Here is a 23,486-nt window from a genome sequence, read left to right as displayed (position 1 = left end):
TAGAAAATGGCAGGCGAATTGACTATGTTTTGTGATCTGAATGGAGATCTTGCCGCTCAGGCTGCAGCGAAGAATTCAACCAGCCTCGACGCTTCATCCAATAGAGCATGGCGATTGGGGTTATTACCATCAGCAGCATGCAGACGATGAACCAGAAATAATGCGACCAGGGATTATCGATATTGAACTGATCGCCAAAGAAATTCATCCCAAAGTAGCCTGTCAGAAATGTTAACGGCATAAAGAGTACCGTTACCACCGTAAGTGTCTTCATCACCTCATTCATGCGATAGCTGGTAACGGAAATGTGACTTTCGAGGGCGCTGCTGGCCATGTCGCGCAAACCATCAGATAGTTCATGCATACGGACGAGATGATCGTAGATATCGCGAAAGTACACACGATTTTCAGGATGAATAACACCAAATATATCGCGTGCCAGGCGATTCATGGCTTCTCGCTGATTGCCAAACATACGCCGCATCTGCAAAACCACTCTTCTCAAGCGAAACAGTTCACCCAACTGTCCACGCTGAGGACGACTGAAAATCTGTTGTTCGATCTCATCCAAAGCATCGTCCAGACAGTCGGCGGTCTGCATGGACGTGTTGGTTAGCTTGTCAAAGAGATGATAGAGCAGCCTGTCTGGTGTTTGCATCTGCCTTTGATCAGAATTTTTCTGTAGCTGATCCCACAACTTTTGTAACGTTTCGATTTCTTCCGAATGTATGGTGACCAGGTAGTTGGCGCCAAGAAAGATGTCCAATTCCTGCTGATGTACAGCATGATTTCGATACATCATGACGTGGAAAGCGATGTAAAGATACTTCTGCCAATCATCCACACGTGCCAAGTGGGTTTCCAGCAACGCGTCTTCAAGAGCCAGTGGGTGAAACGTGAAGTATCGATTCAGGAACGTTGTAGTTGCTGCAACATCTTCTGTACCAAACACGATGTCAATCCAGAGTGTGCTGTCATTATTCGACAGTGCTTCTATCAATGCAGCTTCAGTGATGATGGATGGCTGCGCGCTGCCAGCAGAACGACAAAGAATCTGAAGCTTCATACTGTACCCGATGATTTGTTAGCCTGATTTTTTCCCAATGTAGATAGTCGCTACACCAAAGGTCAATGGATGATAAGATACCTCGCACAGTCCCAACGACTGCATTCGCTGGCATAATTCTTCGTAGTCTGGAAATGAAAGTACACTTGCAGGTAGATAGTTGTACGCTGCATCGGGACTTTTTGAAAACCATTGTCCAACACGAGGCAGCACAGAACGAAAATACCACAGATAGAGTTTGTCAATCACTTTGACACGAGGTTTGGAGAATTCCAGGATAACTACACGGCCACCAGGCTTGCAGACTCGAATCATTTCCGATAAGCCACGGTTCGTATCGGCAACATTTCGCAGTCCAAAGGCTACACTGACAATTTGGAATTGATTGCTGGGAAATGGCAATCGCTGGGCATCGGCCTGAAGAAAGCGAACCGGTTTGTTCCATTTCTTATTGGGATCTTTAGCTTTTCTGCATGCTCTATCCAGAAGCGGACCGCAAAAGTCAGCACCCACAACATCGATTTTACCTTGAGCAACTTTCTGATATCCGAGGGCCAAGTCTCCCGATCCTGTGCAAACGTCAAGAATCGGCCCATGATCTGCAACAGGGGCCACCAGCTTGACCGTCTTAGCGCGCCAGCTTTTATCAATGTTCAAGCTTAAGAGATGATTGAGCAGATCGTAGTATGGCGCGATAGAGCCAAACATCTTGCGAATTCGGACATTACTTTTGTCCAGTGCCGTTGCAGACGGAGGTGGTGATTCTGTTGTCGTAGACATACTTTTGTTTTACAGGCTCTTTGTCAGCAAACGAGATCATTTCAATTCACGAATGCGAATGTTGCGATAAAAGACATCGGAGCCTTGTGCCTGAAAGCCAATATTGCCCTCTTTCAGATCGGTGGTGCCTTCTGCAACAAGCTTGCCGTTGAACCTAACCAGGATATTTCCATCCTTGGAGAGCACCTGCATCTGATTCCATTGCCCGACAGGTTTAACAGCGGCTTTGCGGGCTACTTCATGATCGGTAAATGTGCCTTGTGCCTTGCTGTGAAATAACAGTTTGCCTTCCTCAAGATACTTTCCTTCGATTTCAACAGCCTTGGGCCAGTTTTTCATGATCCTAGAGATATGAAGTAACACTCCCGTGTTGCCTGCGAATTTGGAATCGTCTGTCAAATCTTCAGGTCGTTCATATTTCCACTCGTACTCCAACTCAAAATTGGAATACTTTTTCCGAGTATAGGTGTATCCAGCAAGTGGCGCCTTGATCCAGAGACAACCATCTTTCACATCAAAAGTTCGTTCCGGACCTGCTGAGATGTAAAACGTCAAACCTGAATAATTCTTGCCATTAAACAGGCTGACCCACTCACTGTTCTCCTGAACAGGAGTCATCAAAGTTAACAAGCTAATGAGTATCCCAGGCATGAAAACACCATTCATGATTGTTCAACTATTTCATCATATCCATCTGACAGCTTTTTGTGCCGGAGCAGCTTGTGATATTGCTGGGCAAAGCGGTGGGCTTCATCCCGAATATACTGCAATAAACGCAATGCTGCTGCATTCCTGCTCAGTTTCAGTGATTCTGATTGTCCCAATTGATAGATTTCTTCTTCACGTTTAGCAAGCGAAATCAAACAAGGCTGGGTAATACGGAGATGACGGAGGGCGTCATGAGCCGCATGCAATTGCCCCTTTCCACCGTCTATCATGATCACATCAGGGAAAAGTTCTTCATCGGTCTGCAATCGTCGATACCGGCGAGTCACGACTTCGCGGATGGACGCAAAGTCATCCACACCATTAACACTTTGAATACGAAACCGTCGATATCCTGGCTTGAATGGCACGCCATCCACAAACTGCACCAACGATGCAACCGTTTCTGAACCTTGGAAATGAGCAATATCAATGCCTTCAATGACCCGTGGCAATGCCTCGAGCTTGAGAATCTTCTGCAATCCTCTTACACCACGTTTGGGATCGAGGACAAAAACTTCAGGCTGAACATCTTTATCTACTTCACCACGTAACTTGAGATTGCCCAGCGCCTGTATCTGATCACGCAGTTTCCCGGCTCTCTCAAAATCGAGTTCAACAGCAGCCCGCTTCATTGTTTCCTGCAACTCCTGGATTAAGCCATCCTTCTTACCATCGAGCACCATCTGCAACCTGCGAATCTGCTCGCGATACTGCTCCTTGCTGACGCGCATATTGCAGGGTGCGTTACATTGCCTGATGTTGTAAAGCAAGCATGGCCGAAACCAGCGCCATTGCTCATCGCCTTCGTTGATATCCAGCTTACAGGTTCGAAACTGAAATATGCGCTGCAGAACCTGGATGGCTGCACGAAGACTGCGCGCACTAGTAAATGGCCCATACAGCTTCGCACCCCGCCTGGGCTTGCGAGTAAACTCAACCCGTGGAAAATCTTCACGTACACGAATCTGCAGATAAGGATAAGTTTTGTCGTCTTTCAGATCACTGTTAAACCGCGGGCGAATATCCTTGATTAGCCGAGCTTCCAGTAATAGTGCATCGACTTCAGAATCCACACAAATAAAATCGATGTCGGCAATTTCCGAAATCAGCCCAGCGATACGGCTATCGAATTGAGCTTGCTTATGAAAATAGGAACCAGCACGATTGCGAAGGTTCTTTGCTTTACCAACATAAATAACCCTGGCCTGAGCGTCTTTCATCAGGTAAACGCCAGGTTGCGTGGGAAAGGTTCTCACCTTTTCAGAGGGAGTCAGGGGCTGCTTTGATTCCAATTCATTGTCCATACCATCATATTACCGATTGAACAGACTAAAAATCGAGACGCACTTGCTGAAACTCATAACAGCCCAATCTTAGTGGGACACTGTCCTGCTGTGGCGTTATAGTGTGCATCACATCTCCCCAACTGTTCACAACCGCTGCCGATTTGGGCGGGCTGGGACAAAGCAAAACAGCATCGGTTGCATATCCAAATGACTCTACCAGTCGCACTAGGATACTCTTTTCTTTGAAAGGCTCTCTACTGATATCCAGAATCAAAACGCTCGGAGCATCGAGATGAAACAGCCAACCCGTTGTACTTGAAGCAGGTTGCTTCTGGTTGGGAACCACGATTGCTGGCGTCAACCAATCCTGCGCAGTTCTATGAGGCAAATCATCATCGACAGACAAAGCAAAGCGGAATTGCGTTTCCGTTTCACCCTCCACTACCAATAAGGTATCAAGCATGCGTGAACTGTGTCGTTGCCAAAACGGAAGGCCGCCAGAGAAAATTGCCGTTCTCCCCTGCTGGGTCTCCAGTTCGATGAATCCAGGAGTTTCCGGGCGAGTCTGTTGGCTGAACAGCTTCGTGTGATGAACGCTCTTATACAATCGAGCTGCAGGATCACGCCAGGCCCATCTGCTTGCAAAATAAGCATGCCAGGGGTAACCCACTAATTCAGTGGTTGGCGTCAACTGTATATCAAGTTCAACAAAACGCTGCCCGGCTGCAAGTCGATAGCTTTGTTGAAATTCAGCCAGAGTATTGTGATGAGCGTCCACCAGTTTGCCAGTGCATCGAATTTCTCCAACTGCCAGGCCATTTCTTACTTCCCGTACACTATCACAAACCATCTGGGAACCCGGAGCATAGACCAACTGCTGTCCCAAACGAGGGATGTTTCGTGCTGCATCCAATAAGGATCGCAGGCCACCAGTAGCTGGATCTACTTCCACAATGATGTGAGTATTTCTTAGTGTAGTGCCTTGCACAACAGTGTTCTTGGGCAATCGAACCAACTCTCCTTTTGCAACAGCTCTAGGCACCCAGGCAATACCCATAGCAGGCACCTCAATCACTGCATCAATTCCTTTAGCAGCTTTCTGTGACGCAAGTGCCGGAGCAGGCAATAAGGTGGTTGCTTCAGGCAAATGGACTGTAACATTTCGGATGAAGCTACATGGATTAATGACTAGATAACCAGTTGAGTTCGAATTACCCTCAACCTTTTTCGCTATTTTTTCGGATGCCGTCCTTAAGGCATGGTTGAGTGACTCGTCCTGATCCGTTGAGTTAGTAAGCAATTTTTGCGTAGATACCGAATCACGTTCAGGCACATCATCATTTTGTTTTGTTGAAATGGACGCAGATAAACCGATCAGTGTCTGAACCACTTCCCAATGCCGCCAACGCACTGTAGCTTTACTAAATACACTGATTGGGTTTGTTTGCTTATGCGAATTTTCTGTTTGCCCAGTTCGTTCCAGCAGATAATCCGATTGGAAATCGTCTGCTGCGGGAGGTGTGAACTGTTCTGTCGCCGGAATGTCACGAATGGTATTTTCGAGATGACTGAACTGGCCAAAAACCGGCGCTAATTTGTGCAAGGTGCTCCAGCATTGCAACCAGAGGGGAATCGTATCCGTTGTGAATAGCCCCCCAAGGTGAATCCACCCTACATATTCGGAAGTAGTGCATTCATGGAAAAGATAGCCAAGATGAAAGGCAGTGAGTGATGAATCGAGCGGTTCTGGCTTTCGCGTACAACTTTCAAGCAACGTGCTGTCTGGTCCACGCCATCCAACCAGACTTTGCGAAGCCATAGGCCAAACCGCCTGGTCGTAACTGAAACCGAGGCTTCTCTTCAAACCAAACGACTGCAACATTGCCGGCATAGCCGGGGAGGCAGCGAAATCAGCCCGGCCATGCGATTCCAAACGTTGATTGGTCCATTTCTTGCAATCACACAAGCCTGCCTGCAGATTAGCCATGACCGCAGACCAGGGCAAAAGTGCATCGGGTTGCTCAACCGCGACGTTGCCCCACCAATCTATCTGCCCGTTAGTGAGTTTTTCCTTCAGCAGACCTGCCTGCTCGCAATGATGATGTGCCCACTTTTGCAGCCATTCCGAATTAGTCACCATCGTGAAAGCAATATCGCTCTTGAGCCAGTGTTCGAGACTGGTGCTTTCAGGCTCACGATGCAGAAAAAGGGAAATCGCTTGATAGAGTTGCGAAGGATTGACTACTTCGCGTGATTCCTGCAGCAAATGGGCAGCCTGTTCCAGATGATGCTGTTGCTTATCTTTTTCAACAGCCAGAGCTGCCTCCCTCACCTGGCTATAAAATGCCTCAACATCCAATGGATTGACATGATCCTGGGCATCGCAATAAGCCTGCAGTATCAGATAGCCCATGCCAAGGCTGGCAAAAGGTATCCAATCTGTTTCAATACCTGGTTTTCCTGTATTTGCCTTGATCCATGGCTGCAGAGTCTGTTCCCATTCAGGCAATGCATCAATAAATACCGAACCAGCTTTTTGCTGATCTTCGACCCATTCAGCAGAGTGATAACGATGAGGTGTTTGTGGAATAACAAAGACATGATCCGAAACAGGCTGTTCAAAATCATGGTAAGTCGCTAAGCGGGGCAACCCTGCAGATTGAAGAATCAGGGATGGATGCCAAAGCAGAAAATATCCGTGCCAGAACGCATCGATTTCCTCCTGCCCCGGTGACTGGCGGTACTTGCTGGCAGGTTGATAACTGGTGAGTAATACCAGGGTTTTAAGTTTCGTCATGATGGTGCAGTAAGAATGCCTTGGATACTATTGAGAATATCGGGCAGTTCCGCCATGGCCCCCTGCCCAGTATCGCCACATGCCAGCTTCTTGGATATTGGCCCGACCAGACGTAAGGGACTGACTGTCTGCTTTCCGAGTAAGTCAGCAAGCTGGTCAGCTTCCAGCGAAGGCTCAATCGTTATCCCAAACAATTGTGCGAGATGTACGAGGTGTCTGACCGTGTGTGGGTGTTCCCACATCAGAGTATTCATCGCAGGTGCCAGTAAGAGAGGACGGCCCAAATCCCAGGCACGCCAAACACAAGTCAGGCAATTATCGCATATACCATTTGCCAGCTTTGCCAAGGTATTGGCATCAAGAGGAGCAATGACCAGTAACTCAGCCCAGCGACGCAGATCAATATGCAAGACTTCGTCACATCGTTGCCAGGTTTTACCAGTGTTTTGTCGAGGCCATTCATCCTTATCGGTGTACAAACAGTTTTCAGGCAGACTGGAACGATCAAAAAAATAGAGGGAGTGCGCTGTGGCAATAACTTTGACATGGTGTCCCTGTTGAAGCAACGCCTCCACCAAATCGGGAGTCTTGATCGCTGCCACGGAACCAGTTACGCCAAGCAGAATCTTTGCCATGACTTATTTTCCTGACTGCATTGCTGTCACTTGTTCACTGAGCCGTTCTGCTTGAATTACCATTTCGGATAACAACTGGAGACCCTGGTTCCAGAATTCCGGTGCATTGATATTGATGCCTAACTTACCAACGAGTTCAGGTGGGCTGATGGAACCACCTGCGGAGAGCATCTGTAAATATTGGGATACAAAACTGTTACCCTGCTTGCGGTATTGCTCATAGAGCGCTAATACCAGCAGTTCACCAAAGGCATAAGCATAACAATAGAACGGGCTATGTATGAAGTGGCCAATGTAAAGCCACCACCAGGAGTAACCTTCTGTCAATTCCACGGCGTTGCCATGCATTGGTCGATTGGCATCCATCCAGAGTGAGTTCAATCTCTCGGTAGTCAGTTCCCCTTCCTGCATACGTGCAACATGGGCTGATTGCTCAAAACGGGTTAATACTACTTGGCGAAAAACCGTGGCGAAAGAATCTTCGATTTTGCTGCACAATAGTGCCAGTTTCACCTTTGGATCAGGGTAAAGAGTCATCAGCCGATGGAAAGTCAGCATTTCGCCAAACACACTGGCTGTTTCTGCAGTAGTCAACGGAGTATCAGTCTGAAGATAACCGACGTCTCTTGAAAGGTATTGATGAATGCCATGCCCCAGTTCATGAGCCAAAGTCATGACATCACGCAGCTTATCGGTATAACTCATCAGAATATAAGGGTGAGCACTCGTCACAGTTGATGCGCTGAAGGCTCCACCCCGTTTGCCTGGACGTGGCTCTGCATCAATCCAATTCTGGTTAAAAAACTTCTCAACGATATCACCACTGGATCGATCAAAAGTACTGTAGCTTTCCTGGACAATCTGCCGTGCCTGCGACCAGTTGCACGTAGGCAAATTCTCCCCCAAGGGTGCATAACGGTCATAATCATGCAACTTGGGCAGTCCGAGTAGTTTGGCTTTCAAGCTGTAGTAACGGGCAACCATTCCCTGGTGTTTTTCAGCAGCAGCCATCAAGGCATCAACACTTGCCTGGGTAATTTCATTGGCCAGGTTGCGGGACTCCATGGGACTGCTAAAGTGTCTCAACCTCGTATCAACTTGATGATCCTGCAGCAAAGTGTTGTAAATGTAAGTCAAAAGCTTGCTGCTGGCCTTAAGCCCCTGGGTAATACCTTCAGCAGCAGCCTGTCGCACTGGTTGACGAGAATCATAGAGTCTCGTCAGCATCTGCTGCAATGTGAGCGATTCTGTCTTGTCTTCGAGTTTCAACTCAAATGACAGGCCGGCAACAGTCTCATCAAAGAGCCTGACAAATGCAGCTTTTCCGGTGTTACTTTTCTCCTCGAACAGTTTCTCCTCAGGCTCTGAAAGATAATGTGGCTTCAATAGGCGTTTGACTTCAAGATAATGCCTCCAGGTAGCCAGTGCAGGATCGGATAATAACTGTTGAGCAACAGAATCTGCTACAGCCACCCATTCCAGATCAAAGAATATCAGGTATTGATTTGCCTGCGTTCGTGCATCACGTGTCCTAGTCAGCAAGGCACCATGTTTGGGATCGTCAGTCTTGGCCGCGTGAACCAAGTGTGCATAGATCAAAGGCTTGTCCATGATTTCACACAGTGCCTGCAATTCTGACAACGCTTGAGCGAGCCAGGATGCTTTACATCCTTCAACCAAAGTGCCTCGATACTTTTTCTCAAACTGCTTTGCCTGTTCGCAGGCTGCCGTCATATCCCTATCGAGTTGAGGATCGTCGATCGAGGAATAGAGATCGGCTAAATTCCAGGCAACACCTGTTGCACTGCTGTTCGAAGTTGTCATAAACACCAAGTATTGGAAACCTGTATAAAGATCTTCGTTATTCTATTCACCAGGGTTGAGGCACGGCATGTCTGATTTTGTTACCGTTGGAAAAGTGTCAGACATTCCACCTGGCACTTCAAAAGCTATAAACGTCGGACAGAAAACTATTGCAGTATTTCACCGGCCTGGAAACATCTGGTTGGCTGTTGATGATTATTGCCCACACATGGGGGCATCCCTCGCGGAGGGGGCGGTGCAGGATGATGTGGTGGAATGTCCCTGGCACGGCTGGCAATTCAGACTCACCGATGGTAAATGGGTAAATAGCCCAAAACTATCTATTGGATGCTACGAAGTTCGTGCTCAGGGAGATGAAATTCAAGTCAAACTGAATTAGGATGTAGACCCCATTGGCATATTCAGTTGCAAATCAGAAGCGCTGCCAGTTTGAACTCGTTTCAGATCTTCAAGTAACTCCTCATAATCCTGATGCCGTTCCATAGGGTTTTTCGCCATCATTTTCAGAATCACTTCTGATGCAGAACTGTGGAGACCCGACACAACTTGATGTGGCGGAACAGGCATCTCGCGAGTATGCTTGAGCATCACTTCCATGCGGTTTTTGCCTTTGAAAGGCATTTCTCCCACGATGGCATGGTAGAATGTGGCCCCCAGTGAATAGATGTCCGAACGCATATCGATTTCGCCACTGGTGCACATTTCCGGTGCCATATAAGCTGCAGTGCCTGCCAACACGCTGGAATTAAGCGAACTATTACTGGTCCAGGTATCAGTAGTCATTGCCAACCCCAGATCAGCCAGTTTCACACAACCTTCGCGAGCCAAAAGTATGTTGCCTGGCTTGATATCACGATGCACCAGCCCCATTTTGCGATATGCTGCCGAGAGCCCTTCCACCACACAACTGACAATTCGTATCGCACGGTCAACCCGCAACCTGCCTACGTGTGCCAGAATATCGTAGAGACTTAAACCATCGACAAATTCAAGAACTAGAAATGGAAAGGTAGCCTCTTCATCAAGGTCGTAAACCCTTACCAGATTCGGGTGATTGAATCGTGCAAGCAGTTGCGCTTCATGGCGCAAGCTTTCCAGCATTCTCGCCTGATCCTGATTTAATCCTTCCTCGCGGTCCATTTTCAGCACTTTTATTGCCACAGTGCTGTTAAGCGAACGATTCATTGCTCGAAAGACGACTGCAGTACCACCTCTCGCCACCTCCTCCGTTAACAGATATTTTCCATATTGTTCGCCTATCTGGGGAAACTTGCTGCGTGAAAACACCTGCGACGTTCGATCAGGCACCGGTGCGATACGAGGCACCGTAGTGGAAGGGGGTGGTTCCAGTGAGATTGAGTGAGTTGATGGTGGATCAATTTTGGTATTGTCAGTTGTTTCAGAAACAGCAACCGCTACAGTTTGTTGTTTTCCTTCAGCTCGCCGGGCCAGCCAATCTTTGACTTCATTCAGTTTGCTGCGCGTATCAGCCTTGGCCGCTGCTGGCTGAGCATTGGCAGATTTAAAACCGAATTGCTGTGCATACTCTCGCAGTCTGTGATGCCCATGCTCGCCAAAGACACGTTTAGGATCGCAATAAGTCAGGATTCCCCGGCGAACCATATCAATAGTGCGCGCAGCATCGCTACAGAATACACCCTGACGTGTCATAAAGTCCACAATGGTTTCGTCACTCTTACGATCCATCAGCCACCACGATTCCATTACCTTGAAATCTGATTCAGACAAATTGGGATGGAACGAAAGAACTTTAAGTAGAATCGGATCGGAAACGTCCACAATAACACCATCTATGCAAACCCGGGGATACCCAACTTTAGGTTTCAAATAGACTAACAGCAAGCAGGTTTCCCATGAATCTTTCAGACTACAACAATGCACAAAAACTCGCTGAATTAGCAGGCGTCATCCTCGCTGGTGGAGCCAGCAGTCGCATGGGAGAAAATAAAGCACTTCTATCATGGAATGGCGATTATTTATTGAATTATCTGATAAATGTGATCCGGCCTTATTGTAATCCATTGATAGTGGTTTTGGGCCATGAAGCAGAATCGATAATAGGCAACGAACAGATTCAAGTGATCCACGATAAAACACCGTATCCCGGACCACTCATTGGATTGCAAAGTGCGTTTCACGAGATTTCAGACGCAAAGCCAGTGCTGGTAACAGGCTGTGATTATCCGTTTGTTACTCCAGACATCATTCCGTTTCTCCTCTCACGATTGGAGCAGAATGAAGCCGTTATTTTTCAATCCATGAACAATCCTCAGCCAATGCCCGGCTTGTATCTTTCAAACATTAAGCCCAAACTCGATGCAGTTATCTCGGCTCAGAAGAAAAGTCTTCAAGCTTTCCTGGATTGCCTGCAGGTGCGTGTTGTGAATGATGATGAACGACAGTTGATAGATCCTTTTGATCGACTGCTAATCAATCTGAACAACAAAGATGACTATGAACAAGCCAAGAAGTTACAGAAGCAACTTACTTCGAAGCCTGAATCCTGAAACCCAGCAAGCCGCCCAGCACACTGAGTGAATGGCCTGGTTCATCCGAAATTGCACTGGTAACAGTTGGATATGCATTGCGAGTTAATTTAGACTGCTTCAAAGCTATTGAATAGGCAGCCCACGCCTGCCCTGCGGACTGACCTGGCAATCCTGCCAGAAGTCCTTCCTTGGAATCAGCGCTGAGATCACGTTGACGGGCAATCAACGCCATGGCGACCTGAGCAGCGCCTGGATACTCTTCCAGCTTCAATTGTTTGACTCGTGTTTCCGCTAATGAGATGTTTCCCGCCTGAGCAGTCATCTCGCATAATTTGACATGTGCATAGACTCGCTGCCGCCAGACTTCCTTATTTCGGCTGGTGTAGATTTGAGCAATCGACATTGCTTGGTTGAGATAAGTTTGTGCTTCTTGCAGTTTGCCATCATCCAGGGAACACTGTGCTAACTCGAGAAACGGAAGCAAATTCACTTCAGCGAATCCCGCTTCTCGACGTTTTTGATAAAGCTCATTGGCAGGCCCAGCCCGTTGAGCCAAAAAATGTCCGATCATTTTCCCTAGTTCAGCATCCTGCTCTTTTTCCTTACTGATTTCCAACTCTGCTGCTGAAAGTGCAGTTACCGCAGCAACCAGGTTTCGAGGCACAGGCATTTCTTTTTTGTAAATGAGCCGTTCTCCCTGGTTAGCTGCTTTGCCAACCAGACGAAGAGCCTGTTCAGCTGCTTTCATTCTGTTCAGTTCCTGAGCAAGAATGCCAATGCCGTTCAATTGATCACTGAAATCCTGAGCCGCTGTTCCTGACTTGCCAGCAGCTGACATTGTTACAGGCTTGATGGTTTGTTTAATAACTGAAAGAAGAATGGTCTGGGCTGAATCCATTAGTTTCTGATCAGATTGCGCTCGGAACAGCAAAGACCGACACAATACGCGTAGAACTTCTTCCTGTGCTTCGCCAGAAGGCACATTACCCAGCAGTTGGATCAAAAATGTGATATCAATGGGTCCTGCAGATTGTTGAAGATCTAGCGACATTTGCTGACCTGCAACCTCTGCAATGTCGCGTGCCAGCAACCAGTTCCAGAGTGGATCGCTTGTTGTTGTCAACGCACTGCGAAGCACGCTAACGCCATCCTTCTTCTGATCTAGTTCCGTACCTGTCAACAGTTTCCACTCACCGAAACCTCGTCGTAATACTGCCAGCATTTCCGCGGGCAAACCAGAATTTTTTACACCATTTTCCACGATGCTGACTGCCCAAGATTCAATGGAGCCAGCACGGTATTTACTCCATCCCCACCAGCCACAGTACAAGGCTGACAAAGTTAGCAAAACAAGCATCGAATAGCGTATATAATCTTTGGTGGTCAGTTTGCGTTCAGCTTTTCTGATCGCTTTCGCTTCTTCCAAGGCTTCCATGCTGACTCTGGCTATTTCCTGATTGCCCCAGGCACCTTCCAGCTTGACCTCTTCCTTTTTGGCCAGCGTCGGTATCCTTGCTTCTTTTTCTCTCCAGTCTTTTGGCTTGTCGATATCTACCTTGGGTACTGCTACAATGCGTCGACAACTGGGACAGGGAGCCCGCTTTCCCGCATTTTCGATACTTAATTTCACCTGTTCGTCACAATGCGGACAGGTGAAATCGACCATTTCGGTCTTGTTGACCTCTGCCTGCTCCGCTCGTTCAGAATCCACGGCCTGTGCAGCCAGCATATCAAAGTCGATCACTTCTTCTGCACCAGCATTACCCTGTTCACTGACCTTGGCCGTTGTTTTTCCTGACAACTTCAACTCTTCAGCAGTAGGTAAACGGATGTGCTGCTGACATCCCACACACGATATCTTTTTGCCTGCATGCCTGGCGTCTATTCGAAGCAGCTTTTTGCACTGAGGATTGGGGCAATGAATACGAATCAACATTCAGAATATCCTTCTAACACTCATCTTGCTTAATTGTGTACGTAACCAACAGACTCTGCAAGCGTTATGATCGAATGACAGGCAGTGTTTTTCTGCGACGTCCTAAACCTTCCGTCTCTCCCTGTGCCTTTCCCAGAGAGTTTTCTTCTATTTCCCATTTGTTGATTTCTTCGATTAAGGCATCAACCATTTCTGATTCAGGCACGGTTCGCAGCATCTCACCACGCTTAAATATCATGCCCTTGCCTTTGCCCGCTGCAATTCCCAGATCAGCTTCCTTGGCTTCGCCTGGCCCATTCACCACACAACCGAGCACAGAAATCTTGATCGGAGTTTTTCGGCCCTCCAGCCGCTTTTCGAGTTGTGCAATAATGCCCTCCAGATCGATCTCCAGTCGGCCACAGGTGGGGCAGGCAATCAATTCAGGTTTGCGCACACGGCGTTGGGTAGCCTGGAGAATGTCAAAAGCAGCCTGGATTTCTGGTACTGGGTCACCTAACAGGCTGATTCGAATGGTGTCGCCAATTCCATCCAGCAGCAATGGGGCTATGCCGCATGCCGATTTGGTGATTGCATATGGAGGTTTACCCGCTTCCGTCACACCGATATGGGTTGGATAGTTGGCTTGCTTGGCAAAAAGTCGATATGCCTCCACCACGGTGATAATATCACTCGATTTCAATGACACGATGATGTCATGATAGCCAAGACTTTCTGCTACTTCGATATAGCGAAGCGCGCTGTCCACCATCGCAGGTGGACAGGGATAGCCATACTTCATGGCAAATTCGCGTTCCAGCGAACCAGCATTTACCCCAATTCGCATGGGAATGCCTTTGTCCTTGGCTTTCTGTACCACTTGCTTGTAACGATCCAGGCCCCCGATGTTCCCGGGATTGATGCGAATCTTATCAATCGGGTGGTCGAGGGCTGCAAGTGCCATTTTGTAATCAAAATGAATATCACAAATAAGTGGAATCTTAATCTGTTTCTTGATTTCAGATAATGCATGGGCATCTTCAGGCTTGGGCACAGTAACCCGTACAAGCTCGCAGCCTGCTTCTTCCAGACGGCGAATTTGATCTACTACTTCCTTCACATGATGAGTGTCAGGAGTAGTCATGGATTGAACAACGATGGGGTTGTCACCTCCAATGCCAACATCTCCCACCATGACTTCGCGGGTTTTATGTCTAGCAAACATTGATTGGTACATCGCAGTCATGGTGTATTCCTTTTACTCACTCGCAAGTACAGTTTATTAGTCCAGGCTTTTGAAAATAGAGAGAGAATAACAAAGAAAATTTCTTCAGTCACTGAGACCTTTACACATAAGTCGTTTGTTTTCATCAACTTAGCCCGCTATCACGCCTAAAAGAACTGGGGTTGTGTGCAGAGAAGCATCACTTTATACTTTGTCCGCCGCAGGCGATCTGGCCTGCGGGCACTCATGGATGAGTGCTGGAACATGCCTGTCTTGATCCGCACCAGACAGGTTAACAATCGAGGAAGGAACCTCATGGCCAAGCAGTCGGCACCGACCCGTCCACTCATTGGTATCAATCTGGATTTTGTCCCGGCAGGGAAGATGGCTGGAGCACAACTGCGGCTACATGCCGGTTATGCAGAGGCTGTCTACGCTGCGGGTGGAATGCCCATTTTCCTGCCACCAGTCTGCAAGGATCAGGAACTCAATACCCTTTTGGACAGGCTAGATGGTTTTCTTCTGGCAGGTGGACCACTTGATATGGATCCCAAACGGTTGGGAATGGAGCCTCACCCCGCTGTTCAGCCGATGCCCGCGAAGCGCGAAGATTATGACCGGGCTTTGTGCAAGTATATCATGGAACGCAAGATGCCTGTGCTGGCTGTTGCATTAGGTATGCATGAATTGAATGTTATTTGCGGTGGTAGCCTTTACCTGCATCTGCCTGAAGATATGCCCAAAGCACTCCCTCACAAAGATCTGACAGGAGGTCCTCATCGTCATGCCATTAACCTGATGCCTAAAACACTACTTGATAAAATCTATGGCGGTGGTGAAATACGAGTCAACAGTTACCACCATCAAGCCATCAAGCAGGTTGCACCAAAATTCCAGGTTTGTGCTCTATCGCTGGATGGAGTGATTGAAGCCTATGAATCGACTGATCCACATTGGTTCTGCATCGGCGTTCAATGGCATCCCCATTCGGAAACCGCTTCTGCATTAGATATGCAGTTGTTTGAAGCCTTTATCAGCAACTGTGCACAGAAGGGTGTCAGCGGATTACGACTGGCAGCTTAATGAATTATCAATTACTCGCCCACAGGCTGGTTGCGAAAACAACCAGCTTTCTTATTTGATACCAAATACCTGCTTTAGTGCAGAAAGCGCAATTTCAGCATGCCGTTCATGCACCACGACGCTGACGCATATTTCACTGGTTGAAATCATGTCAATGTTGATGCCTCGTTCCGCCAGTGCTCCAAACATTTTTTGAACGACTGCTGTCTGGGAGCGAATACCTACTCCATAAATTGTCAGTTTGGTGATTTCTGCATCTGCTAAAGCGCGACACTGTGGGCTGATATTGGGGAATGTCAGTTGTGTTTGTTCCAAGGCGCGCTGCAGGTCGTTCCGTGGTACGGTAAATGCCAGTTCTGAAATTCCATTATCATCGCTGGATTGAACAATTAAATCCACATTCACCCCGGCCAAGGCTATTGATGAGAACACTTTTGCACAGTTCCCTGGTACATCGGGAAAATCGAGTATCGTGATGCGCCCCTGTGTCGTGTCTTTCACTACATCGGTTACTACGATTGATTCCATATTCTCCAAATTGGAGACTATCTGCTGCCCTACCAGATGACTTTCAGCAGTTCTGGTTTGATCGCTGGACGAATTGCTGGGATTAATCTGACCGGCTGGTAGTTTCAGAATGTGCAACCCAAATGCCTCATGCACCGCTTTCAACGCGCGAACACCATCCCTTCGATCAACCAGAACAGTGATCTTGATTTCGCTGGTAGTAATGAGATTGATATTTACCTTGGCTTCTGCAAGAGCGTTGAACATGCTGGCAGCGACGCCGGTATGTGTACGCATGCCAGCACCAACAATTGACACTTTACTGACAGAATCCACATGAGTAATGATAGCTTTTAACTCATCGGTGATCGGTCGCAGAATATCTAATGCTGCCTGCATATCACCTTTGAGCAGGGTAAAACCGATTTCTGCCTTACCTTGTGATCCCGACGCCTGCGCGATCATGTCTATGACAATTTTTCGGCTGGCCAGCGAACTAAAGATGCGATGGCTGATGCCGGGCTGATCCGGAAGCCCTGCAATCCGCACGCGAGCCTCTTCACGAACGATGGCTACACCACAGACTGGTGTTTGCCGGGTCCAGTCTGTGTTTGGCAGTACCCATGTACCTGGAGAATCACTGAAACTGTTGCGGACTTGAAATGGCACACCAAATTTGCTCGCAAATTCGATACTGCGGGAATGCATGACTCCAGCACCCATGCTGGTCAGTTCCAGCAATTCTTCGTAACTGATGCTGGGCACCTTGCGAGCATTGGGGATAATGCGAGGATCTGTTGTGTAGATTCCATCCACATCAGTATAGATTTCACATTGCGTATCGACATACTTGGCTGAAGGATCATGTTTCATGGCAGCAGCCAAAGCTACTGCGGTAGTATCCGAGCCGCCTCGCCCCAACGTGGTGATTTCTCCTGCATCCGTCTGCCCCTGGAAACCGGCTACAATAATGATGTTGCCTGCATCAAGCTGAGTTTTCAATCGTAGAGTGTCAATCCGCCGAATACGTGCCTTGGAAAATGTGTCGTCTGTATGAATGCCAGCCTGGGGACCTGTTAAGCTGACAACTTGATGTCCTTGTTTTTGAATAGCCATGGCCATTAATGCAATTGAGATCTGCTCCCCGGTTGCCAGCAGCATATCCATCTCGCGTGCAGAGCTAGCATCAGAAATTTCCTGAGCTAATTCAATCAATTCGTCTGTAGTATCTCCCCGGGCACTCACTACCACCATCACCTGGTTGCCTGCTTCCTTAGCCCGGATGGCTCTGCTAGCCGCCTTCATAATCAGGTCTTTGGTCGCAACACTGCTGCCACCGAATTTCTGTACAATCAAGGCCACGAATATTTTCCTCGCGAAAGTGAAGGAGTTACATTAGTATTTTTTATCATGTCTGCCATTCTCAAACTTTGCAAGTTTGTCTCGTTGGATAAAATTTTCTGACTGGGAGAACATCATGTTTTGGATCATCACCCTGATATGTTTGACTGGAAGTTTCGACGACAACGAAATTAATGCTGGCCCGGAAGCCGGGAAGGCAGTTCCATCTTTAATGGCGATGCAGGTCGTCGGTGATCAGCAAGGCAAATCGCTGGAGTGGAGCAAAGTATCCAAGAACCAGCCAACCATCTTTGTTTTTGTTCGAAGTGATAAATGGGACCGGCCTGTTGCACGTTCTTTAAAGCAGATAGACACCGCTGTGAATGATCTGCGAAAAGATGTACCAAAGGTGCAGGTGTGCATCATCTGGATCAGTAAGGATGCCGAGAAAGCCAAGGAGTATCTTCCGAAAGCACAGCAATCCATCAAACTCCAGGCTTCTTCCTGGAATCACTTCGATGGTGAAATCTACGATGTTTCAGGTTGGCAACTCAGTGGCGATGGCGCACTGAATATTGTCATTGCAAAAGAAGGAAAAGTCACTTGGGGAAAGGGATACACCAATCCACATGATTCGATCGCCCGCAATGTTACTCAGGCAATTCAAGACAAGTAATCAAGTTGCGATCAACAACTCTTCATCATCCAGATGAACAAACCCAGTTCGGTTATACAGCCTACAGGCGGGCAAGTTCCTGGCATCCATCCTGACTTCTACCGTCTCACAAGAAAGCGATTTCAACTGTTCTATCAATATCTGCAAAGCTTGAGTTGCTAAACCCTGTTTTCTGCATTCAGGGACGATACCCAGATATCTCAACACTCCGTTAGTTTCATCTGTTTCCAGCACTGCAACACCAGCCATTTGATGAATTTCATTGGAGATCAGATACTTCATGAGTGAAGGATCAAGATATTGTGATCCTAGCTGCTCCCCAGAGTGTATCTCGTTTAGTTCTGGTACATCAAGACTGTTGACCATGGTTGAACGAAAGCAACTTTGAAACTCGTGCCAATTTTCCCCCACTACTCTGACAAGATGGATTGATCTGTTCTTTACTGGATTACTGCATTGATGGACATTAACACGCATTCGATGGATCATTGCTACTCGCTTGAAACCGAGAGACTCCATCGTAGTCAAATCATCCAGAGCCGATGTCGATATGAGTGCCTGGCATTGATTAACATTCAAAGAAGCCAGATATGCACTGACACTTTTCCACAAATTAACTGTGCACGCAAGATGCGTTCTGGTACGTGACTCAAAACGACTGCGAACAGGCCAGCAATGAAACAAACTGGGCGAGTGTGGCATCAGCCAAGCCACTCCATCAATAATATGTTGATTTATAGCCAGCCAGCAATGTTTCGCAGAGTCTGGTGATTCCTGCAGCCGCCTGCAATACGTATCAATTTCCAAGCTATATTGATCTAATCCATACCAGCAGGAAAGCATGGCCCGCCAATCTATTGGGCTTGCCAGTCGGCATTCCCAGGAATCAGGCTTCAGTCTCGGCTTCATGCTCCACCTGCGTCACGTGGAACTTGCGTTCACATAGCAAACTATCTGCTGCAAATAGCTGAAAGCGATATTCACCTACTTCAGGGAACTCACACCCGCAAAGGCCAAAATTGACTTCAACGACACTTAGTGGGTCGGGAAAATTCACTTCTGTTTCAGTATCAAAAAGTTCTTCATTAGATGATGCTTTGACGCAACGCAAGTGTATCGTCAATTCTCCATGTCCTTCAGTCAGAGCCACGAAGACAAACAACTCATTCACCAGGCATGGGAGAGACGCTGCCGCGATAGCATCGAACAGTCCGATGAGACTTTTCTTTCCAGAGATGCGATCATCGATTACCATATCGCAGATAATCATTGCCAGCACGTGAGGCAAACATGGGGGATGCGAACTCATCGATACCTATTGCCTTGCTGGTGGAATATTTACCCGCAGACTGATTATAACAGAGATAGAGTTCAAAGTCATGAGGATGCACCTATTGTCAAAAGGCGAGCATTGCACGATATTCTTCAAGTCGATGATTGATGTCGTAACGAGTAGCCTCTTTTAAACGATTAAGGCCGAATCCTTCTACTGTCAGGCTGGCGACAATGGAACCATAGGCAATAGCTCGTCGCAATGAACCAGGTGCTCGGCTGGTATCAGATGCCAGGTATCCCATCAGGCCGCCCGCGAAACTATCCCCTGCACCGGTGGGATCGAGAACCGTTTTCGTCGGGTAGCCTGGCAGCAGGAAGGGGCCATCTTTTGTTACCAGATAAGAGCCATGCTCGCCCTTTTTAACGATTACAAAACTGGGGCCCATTTCACGGACCTTTTCTCCAGCGCGAATCAGATTCTGTTCGCCTGTGAGCAGTTTGGCTTCGCCATCATTCAAAACCAATCCATCCAGTTTGGGTAACAATTGTAGTAGATCTTCACGTGTGTTGTTGATCCAATGATCCATCGTGTCAGCTACCACCAGTTCTGGCGTTTCCACTTGTTCCAATACCTGCATCTGCAGTTTGGGATGGGTATTTGCGAGAAATACATAAGGTATTTTTCGATAAATGGCAGGAAGTTGCGGATCAAACTCCGTGAGAACGTTGGGCGAGAACTCCAAGGTCTCACGCTGATTCATATCGTCAAAGTATCGACCTCGCCAGAACATGGTTTTCCCACCAGGCTTCACCATCAGCCCAGTTGTATCAATCCCACGGTTGATAAACATATCTTGATGCTGTTGCGGGAAATCATCGCCGACGATTCCGACGAGATGCACTTTACTGAAATAGCTGGCAGCCCAAGAGAAATAAGTTGCGGAGCCACCCAGCACCATGGGAGCCTCACCGGTTGGGGTCAGAATGGTATCCAGCGCGACTGTTCCAATCACCAGAACTGAAGACATTGACAGGACCTTTGGTTGTTCAACTATCAGCTTTCAGCTTACAATCCTGAGGAAGGGCTTCAATAAGCATGCACTCAGGTATTTTTTGTTATCCGTCATAGAACAGATTCCTACCATGAAGTTATGCAACCACTTTCACCACATTCAACTGCTGAAGAAGTACGCTTGGCCAGCCGATCAGGCCAGTGGACCAAGCCGACTTCAGGGCTTGCTATGGGATTTGTGCAAGCCAACCTTGTCGTTCTTCCGAAAGAATATGCATTTGATTTTCTTCTGTTTTGCTTACGCAATCCGCAGGCATGTCCACTACTAAGCGTGGTGGAAGCGGGACAGGTGGAACCAATCGATATAGCGCCGGGTGCCGATTTACGAACCGATCTTCCTCGCTATGCTGTGTACCAGGATGGTGTGCTGTTTGATCAACCAACTGATATCCAGGCGTTTTGGAGAAACGACCTGGTGAGTTTCCTACTGGGTTGCTCCTTTTCTTTTGAATCGGTAATGATCGAAGAGAATCTGCCACTGCGACATCTGGAACAGAATGTCAACGTGCCGATGTATCGCACCAATCAAAAGAACCGGGCAGCAGGCATTTTCGAAGGCGAACTGGTTGTTTCGATGCGTCCACTCAAACCCGAACTGATCAATCTGGCATCACACTTGTCTGGCAGAATGCCACTGGCCCATGGCGCACCAGTCTTTGCGGGCGATCCGGCAGAACTGGGTATTCGTGATATCAACAAGCCAGACTTTGGTGATCCAGTCACGATTCACGAAGGCGAAATACCCGTGTTCTGGGCTTGTGGCGTAACACCCCAAGCAGCCATCATGGCTGCCCGACCTACTCTGGCATTAACTCATTGTCCAGGACATATGTTTTTGACAGATATGCGCGACCACGACATTATTCACTCATCATAAATGTTGTGCGGTTAGTTTACGCAGTTCCGCCTGGCGGTAAGCCATGTTGAGTGTGAAATAATTGATTCCAAACACCAGGACTCCAATCAATCCGGCCAGGCCCATGCTGTACCAGACATGGTAAGGCTGCCCGGACACAAGTGCTATGATGCCACCCAATAAGCTCGCACCACTCAGTAACAGTGCAAACCAGTAGAGACCATAAACAAAAGTCTTTGCCTTACCTCGCGGGGCCAGGATGCCTACCAGCGTTCCTACGATTCCACCCATTACCCCAACCGAAGTGCCAAATATCCAGGCAACCTGAAGGGAAAACCATGGTTCGTTCATGCTACTTTCTCCCAGTTAGAACTGAATGATGCGTATTCAACAACTCCCTGGCCAGGCCAGCCGTGATCTGGCCATCAGACACCAGAAGTTTCAATTTGCGCTCAAATGGATCGGTCAGTTTCTGATCATCGCCTGCTTTCACTTTGGCAATCAATCGGTCGAGTCTGATTCGCAAGGTGGGATAGGAAACTTCATAGCTGGCTGCCAGATCTTTAAGTGAACCAGAAGAGAGAACGAAACGCTTCAGGAATTGAAGGTCATCGTCATCCAGAACTTCGAGCCAGGCCGGAAGCGCCATCTTCAACTTTCAATATTATTGAATACACATTTAATATTATTCAATTCAATTAAACGAAAGTCAATATCAATAAAATAAAAATCAGGCGACTGGTACTTTCTCTTGTTTGGGTATTGGTTTTGACCATGTCGCCTTGGGCGTTAGCATGAACAGCGTCAGCGCAAGGCCGCCCCATGGAATGAAGAAGAATTGATACTCGTACCATTGCCCTTTTTTCAGAACGTAAACGACATCCAGCATCATCCAGCCAGCTATAGCAACATACCAATAGGGATGAGATCGATGCAGCCAGGCTCCTATTGCCATGAGAAAGCCAGGGAGCAATAGCACATAGTCGTAACTGAAAGCATAAGGAGTTGCAGCCATCCAGAGAGCCAGCACTAGTGGACAAGTTTCAGGAAAATTTTTTCCACCCTTCCACGCCAGTATGACTATCCAGGCCAGGAGTGACACACTCATTGCGATGGATACAACACGGAACCAAGGACCGAAATAAAACCGACCCCAACCGTCCAGAGTGGCATTATACCATTGCGTCGGGTTTGATTGTTCGATTGAACCAAGAAATTCGTGCCAGATGGAAGGCCGAATCAGCCAGGTTGCAAGGATCATAACAAGGACAGTAAGCACGAATCCTGCCAGCATTTTCCACTCTCGATTCCTGATCCCATAGACCCCTGCAAAAACAACCATACCAAACGCCAGATGTGGCTTAATGATGCTGAGAGCCAAGCAGATTCCTGCCAGCCAGGGTTTGTTTTGGGTTTGAAAGAAACACCAAAGAGTAAAGCCTAACAATGTCCAGGATGTAACATGCCCCATTCCAAAAAGTGATAAACAGGGAATCCAGGCAATGACGGCTATGCAGCTGAGCAAAGGCATCGTATTCGAAATTGGATAGAGCATTTTGCCCCAGAGAAAGCAGCTGATGACCAGCATGCCAACATTCAAGCCTAGCTGAATCTGTATAGCCGTCAGAAAATCAACCCAGCCAAGTGGAATGAAAGGAAGGAGTGATGTTGGCGGGCCGTAAGGCACCTGCGTGGCACCTTTTTCACCTAATTCTCGCTGTATTTTGCCAGCTTTATCATAATCGTAAGGGTTACTCCCTTCCAGAATCAGCCTGCTTGTGGTGTAATATTGCTTGAAATCGGTCCCGCCAAAGGGGATAGTGACTTCCTGCGCTGTCGGTGTTGCATTTTCATCTGCAGGCAGACACCAACAAACCAACAAACTGGCGGTAATGACAAGCATGAACTGTTCCTTTGAATCTAACTGGAA

At 47.7% G+C, this 23,486-nt stretch carries 22 protein-coding genes; 5 read left to right on the top strand and 17 right to left on the bottom strand.

The genetic code is table 11. From position 1 onward, the window contains the following. Nucleotides 1–22: 22 nt before the first annotated feature. Genes corA through JNJ77_18295 form a run of 7 tightly spaced genes read right to left on the bottom strand, consistent with a single transcriptional unit; the run spans nucleotide 23 to nucleotide 9,096 of the window. Complete coding sequence (gene corA, locus JNJ77_18325) at nucleotides 23–1,066, bottom strand: magnesium/cobalt transporter CorA (protein MBL8824549.1); 1,044 nt, start codon at nucleotides 1,064–1,066, stop codon at nucleotides 23–25. Between the two features lie 18 nt (nucleotides 1,067–1,084). Continuing rightward, a complete protein-coding gene (ubiE, locus tag JNJ77_18320; protein ID MBL8824548.1) occupies nucleotides 1,085–1,846 on the bottom strand; it encodes a bifunctional demethylmenaquinone methyltransferase/2-methoxy-6-polyprenyl-1,4-benzoquinol methylase UbiE in 762 nt (253 codons plus the stop codon). A 36-nt stretch (nucleotides 1,847–1,882) separates the two neighbouring features. Further along, nucleotides 1,883–2,497 (bottom strand): DUF1080 domain-containing protein, encoded by a 615-nt coding sequence (locus tag JNJ77_18315; protein ID MBL8824547.1) that lies wholly within the window; start codon nucleotides 2,495–2,497, stop codon nucleotides 1,883–1,885. A gap of 11 nt (nucleotides 2,498–2,508) precedes the next feature. Further along, a complete protein-coding gene (locus JNJ77_18310) occupies nucleotides 2,509–3,858 on the bottom strand; it encodes an excinuclease ABC subunit UvrC (GenBank protein ID MBL8824546.1) in 1,350 nt (449 codons plus the stop codon). Between the two features lie 25 nt (nucleotides 3,859–3,883). Then, nucleotides 3,884–6,637, bottom strand: coding sequence for a hypothetical protein (locus JNJ77_18305; GenBank protein MBL8824545.1), 2,754 nt, complete (start codon nucleotides 6,635–6,637; stop codon nucleotides 3,884–3,886). Then, nucleotides 6,634–7,272, bottom strand: coding sequence for a phosphopantothenoylcysteine decarboxylase (locus JNJ77_18300; GenBank protein MBL8824544.1), 639 nt, complete (start codon nucleotides 7,270–7,272; stop codon nucleotides 6,634–6,636). The genes JNJ77_18305 and JNJ77_18300 overlap by 4 nt, the downstream gene beginning before the upstream one ends. Before the next feature lie 3 nt (nucleotides 7,273–7,275). Next, complete coding sequence (locus JNJ77_18295; protein MBL8824543.1) at nucleotides 7,276–9,096, bottom strand: M3 family oligoendopeptidase; 1,821 nt, start codon at nucleotides 9,094–9,096, stop codon at nucleotides 7,276–7,278. Nucleotides 9,097–9,163: 67 nt separating this feature from the next. Here JNJ77_18295 and nirD point away from each other — a divergent pair, with 67 nt between their 5' ends. Next, complete coding sequence (nirD, locus tag JNJ77_18290; protein MBL8824542.1) at nucleotides 9,164–9,475, top strand: nitrite reductase small subunit NirD; 312 nt, start codon at nucleotides 9,164–9,166, stop codon at nucleotides 9,473–9,475. On the opposite strand, the gene JNJ77_18285 is transcribed toward nirD, so the two are convergent. Continuing rightward, nucleotides 9,472–10,803, bottom strand: coding sequence for a serine/threonine protein kinase (locus JNJ77_18285; protein ID MBL8824541.1), 1,332 nt, complete (start codon nucleotides 10,801–10,803; stop codon nucleotides 9,472–9,474). The genes nirD and JNJ77_18285 overlap by 4 nt on opposite strands. 167 nt (nucleotides 10,804–10,970) lie before the next feature. Between JNJ77_18285 and JNJ77_18280 the strand changes: the two genes are divergently transcribed. After that, complete coding sequence (locus JNJ77_18280; protein ID MBL8824540.1) at nucleotides 10,971–11,624, top strand: molybdenum cofactor guanylyltransferase; 654 nt, start codon at nucleotides 10,971–10,973, stop codon at nucleotides 11,622–11,624. On the opposite strand, the gene JNJ77_18275 is transcribed toward JNJ77_18280, so the two are convergent. Together JNJ77_18275 and ispG are read right to left on the bottom strand one after the other, a co-directional pair. Continuing rightward, the gene (locus JNJ77_18275) at nucleotides 11,602–13,542 is read right to left on the bottom strand and encodes a hypothetical protein (protein MBL8824539.1); all 1,941 of its coding nucleotides are present in this window, start codon (nucleotides 13,540–13,542) and stop codon (nucleotides 11,602–11,604) included. The genes JNJ77_18280 and JNJ77_18275 overlap by 23 nt on opposite strands. Nucleotides 13,543–13,606: 64 nt before the next feature. Further along, nucleotides 13,607–14,746 carry a flavodoxin-dependent (E)-4-hydroxy-3-methylbut-2-enyl-diphosphate synthase gene (ispG, locus tag JNJ77_18270; GenBank protein MBL8824538.1) on the bottom strand — a complete coding sequence of 380 codons (1,140 nt, stop codon included), beginning with the start codon at nucleotides 14,744–14,746 and terminating at the stop codon, nucleotides 13,607–13,609. Nucleotides 14,747–15,061: 315 nt separating this feature from the next. Here ispG and JNJ77_18265 point away from each other — a divergent pair, with 315 nt between their 5' ends. Beyond that, nucleotides 15,062–15,829 (top strand): gamma-glutamyl-gamma-aminobutyrate hydrolase family protein, encoded by a 768-nt coding sequence (locus JNJ77_18265; GenBank protein ID MBL8824537.1) that lies wholly within the window; start codon nucleotides 15,062–15,064, stop codon nucleotides 15,827–15,829. Nucleotides 15,830–15,880: 51 nt separating this feature from the next. Here JNJ77_18265 and JNJ77_18260 read toward each other — a convergent pair whose 3' ends face one another. Next, nucleotides 15,881–17,698 (bottom strand): aspartate kinase, encoded by a 1,818-nt coding sequence (locus JNJ77_18260; GenBank protein MBL8824536.1) that lies wholly within the window; start codon nucleotides 17,696–17,698, stop codon nucleotides 15,881–15,883. 115 nt (nucleotides 17,699–17,813) lie between these two features. On the opposite strand from JNJ77_18260, the gene JNJ77_18255 reads away from it, so the two are divergent. Continuing rightward, entirely contained in the window at nucleotides 17,814–18,353 is a 540-nt protein-coding gene (locus tag JNJ77_18255) for a hypothetical protein (GenBank protein MBL8824535.1), read from the top strand. On the opposite strand, the gene JNJ77_18250 is transcribed toward JNJ77_18255, so the two are convergent. The 3 genes from JNJ77_18250 to JNJ77_18240 all read right to left on the bottom strand — a co-directional run bounded on the left by JNJ77_18250 (nucleotide 18,354) and on the right by JNJ77_18240 (nucleotide 20,656). Then, nucleotides 18,354–18,635 (bottom strand): GNAT family N-acetyltransferase, encoded by a 282-nt coding sequence (locus JNJ77_18250; GenBank protein MBL8824534.1) that lies wholly within the window; start codon nucleotides 18,633–18,635, stop codon nucleotides 18,354–18,356. Nucleotides 18,636–19,239: 604 nt separating this feature from the next. Further along, complete coding sequence (locus tag JNJ77_18245) at nucleotides 19,240–19,662, bottom strand: hypothetical protein (protein MBL8824533.1); 423 nt, start codon at nucleotides 19,660–19,662, stop codon at nucleotides 19,240–19,242. Nucleotides 19,663–19,750: 88 nt separating this feature from the next. Continuing rightward, complete coding sequence (locus JNJ77_18240) at nucleotides 19,751–20,656, bottom strand: sugar kinase (protein ID MBL8824532.1); 906 nt, start codon at nucleotides 20,654–20,656, stop codon at nucleotides 19,751–19,753. Nucleotides 20,657–20,779: 123 nt separating this feature from the next. Here JNJ77_18240 and JNJ77_18235 point away from each other — a divergent pair, with 123 nt between their 5' ends. Continuing rightward, nucleotides 20,780–21,577 (top strand): putative hydro-lyase, encoded by a 798-nt coding sequence (locus JNJ77_18235; GenBank protein ID MBL8824531.1) that lies wholly within the window; start codon nucleotides 20,780–20,782, stop codon nucleotides 21,575–21,577. On the opposite strand, the gene JNJ77_18230 is transcribed toward JNJ77_18235, so the two are convergent. The 3 genes from JNJ77_18230 to JNJ77_18220 form a co-directional block, all read right to left on the bottom strand. Further along, on the bottom strand, nucleotides 21,572–21,907 hold the full coding sequence (locus tag JNJ77_18230; protein ID MBL8824530.1) for a hypothetical protein: 336 nt from the start codon (nucleotides 21,905–21,907) through the stop codon (nucleotides 21,572–21,574). The genes JNJ77_18235 and JNJ77_18230 overlap by 6 nt on opposite strands. Before the next feature lies 1 nt (nucleotide 21,908). Continuing rightward, nucleotides 21,909–22,205: a DUF2089 family protein gene (locus JNJ77_18225; protein MBL8824529.1), complete on the bottom strand. Its 297-nt coding sequence runs from the start codon at nucleotides 22,203–22,205 to the stop codon at nucleotides 21,909–21,911. Between the two features lie 81 nt (nucleotides 22,206–22,286). Next, the gene (locus JNJ77_18220; GenBank protein ID MBL8824528.1) at nucleotides 22,287–23,459 is read right to left on the bottom strand and encodes a DUF2029 domain-containing protein; all 1,173 of its coding nucleotides are present in this window, start codon (nucleotides 23,457–23,459) and stop codon (nucleotides 22,287–22,289) included. Between the last annotated feature and the right edge of the window lie 27 nt (nucleotides 23,460–23,486).

It is taken from the genome of Planctomycetia bacterium, from assembly GCA_016795155.1.
Taxonomy (GTDB): Bacteria; Planctomycetota; Planctomycetia; order Gemmatales; family HRBIN36; genus JAEUIE01.
The sequence above is the reverse complement of the archived record's forward strand: the minus strand, read 5'-3'. Positions and strand labels throughout refer to the sequence as shown.

What these genes read in the sequence shown, in the direction of transcription:
- corA (MBL8824549.1), bottom strand. Translation starts at nt 1,066, where the DNA reads ATGAAGCTTCAGATTCTTTGTCGTTCTGCTGGCAGCGCGCAGCCATCC.
- ubiE (MBL8824548.1), bottom strand. Translation starts at nt 1,846, where the DNA reads ATGTCTACGACAACAGAATCACCACCTCCGTCTGCAACGGCACTGGAC.
- JNJ77_18315 (MBL8824547.1), bottom strand. Translation starts at nt 2,497, where the DNA reads ATGCCTGGGATACTCATTAGCTTGTTAACTTTGATGACTCCTGTTCAG.
- JNJ77_18310 (MBL8824546.1), bottom strand. Translation starts at nt 3,858, where the DNA reads ATGGACAATGAATTGGAATCAAAGCAGCCCCTGACTCCCTCTGAAAAG.
- JNJ77_18305 (MBL8824545.1), bottom strand. Translation starts at nt 6,637, where the DNA reads ATGACGAAACTTAAAACCCTGGTATTACTCACCAGTTATCAACCTGCC.
- JNJ77_18300 (MBL8824544.1), bottom strand. Translation starts at nt 7,272, where the DNA reads ATGGCAAAGATTCTGCTTGGCGTAACTGGTTCCGTGGCAGCGATCAAG.
- JNJ77_18295 (MBL8824543.1), bottom strand. Translation starts at nt 9,096, where the DNA reads ATGACAACTTCGAACAGCAGTGCAACAGGTGTTGCCTGGAATTTAGCC.
- nirD (MBL8824542.1), top strand. Translation starts at nt 9,164, where the DNA reads ATGTCTGATTTTGTTACCGTTGGAAAAGTGTCAGACATTCCACCTGGC.
- JNJ77_18285 (MBL8824541.1), bottom strand. Translation starts at nt 10,803, where the DNA reads ATGGATCGTAAGAGTGACGAAACCATTGTGGACTTTATGACACGTCAG.
- JNJ77_18280 (MBL8824540.1), top strand. Translation starts at nt 10,971, where the DNA reads ATGAATCTTTCAGACTACAACAATGCACAAAAACTCGCTGAATTAGCA.
- JNJ77_18275 (MBL8824539.1), bottom strand. Translation starts at nt 13,542, where the DNA reads ATGTTGATTCGTATTCATTGCCCCAATCCTCAGTGCAAAAAGCTGCTT.
- ispG (MBL8824538.1), bottom strand. Translation starts at nt 14,746, where the DNA reads ATGTTTGCTAGACATAAAACCCGCGAAGTCATGGTGGGAGATGTTGGC.
- JNJ77_18265 (MBL8824537.1), top strand. Translation starts at nt 15,062, where the DNA reads ATGGCCAAGCAGTCGGCACCGACCCGTCCACTCATTGGTATCAATCTG.
- JNJ77_18255 (MBL8824535.1), top strand. Translation starts at nt 17,814, where the DNA reads ATGTTTTGGATCATCACCCTGATATGTTTGACTGGAAGTTTCGACGAC.
- JNJ77_18250 (MBL8824534.1), bottom strand. Translation starts at nt 18,635, where the DNA reads ATGAAGTATCTGATCTCCAATGAAATTCATCAAATGGCTGGTGTTGCA.
- JNJ77_18245 (MBL8824533.1), bottom strand. Translation starts at nt 19,662, where the DNA reads ATGAGTTCGCATCCCCCATGTTTGCCTCACGTGCTGGCAATGATTATC.
- JNJ77_18240 (MBL8824532.1), bottom strand. Translation starts at nt 20,656, where the DNA reads ATGTCTTCAGTTCTGGTGATTGGAACAGTCGCGCTGGATACCATTCTG.
- JNJ77_18235 (MBL8824531.1), top strand. Translation starts at nt 20,780, where the DNA reads ATGCAACCACTTTCACCACATTCAACTGCTGAAGAAGTACGCTTGGCC.
- JNJ77_18230 (MBL8824530.1), bottom strand. Translation starts at nt 21,907, where the DNA reads ATGAACGAACCATGGTTTTCCCTTCAGGTTGCCTGGATATTTGGCACT.
- JNJ77_18225 (MBL8824529.1), bottom strand. Translation starts at nt 22,205, where the DNA reads ATGGCGCTTCCGGCCTGGCTCGAAGTTCTGGATGACGATGACCTTCAA.
- JNJ77_18220 (MBL8824528.1), bottom strand. Translation starts at nt 23,459, where the DNA reads ATGCTTGTCATTACCGCCAGTTTGTTGGTTTGTTGGTGTCTGCCTGCA.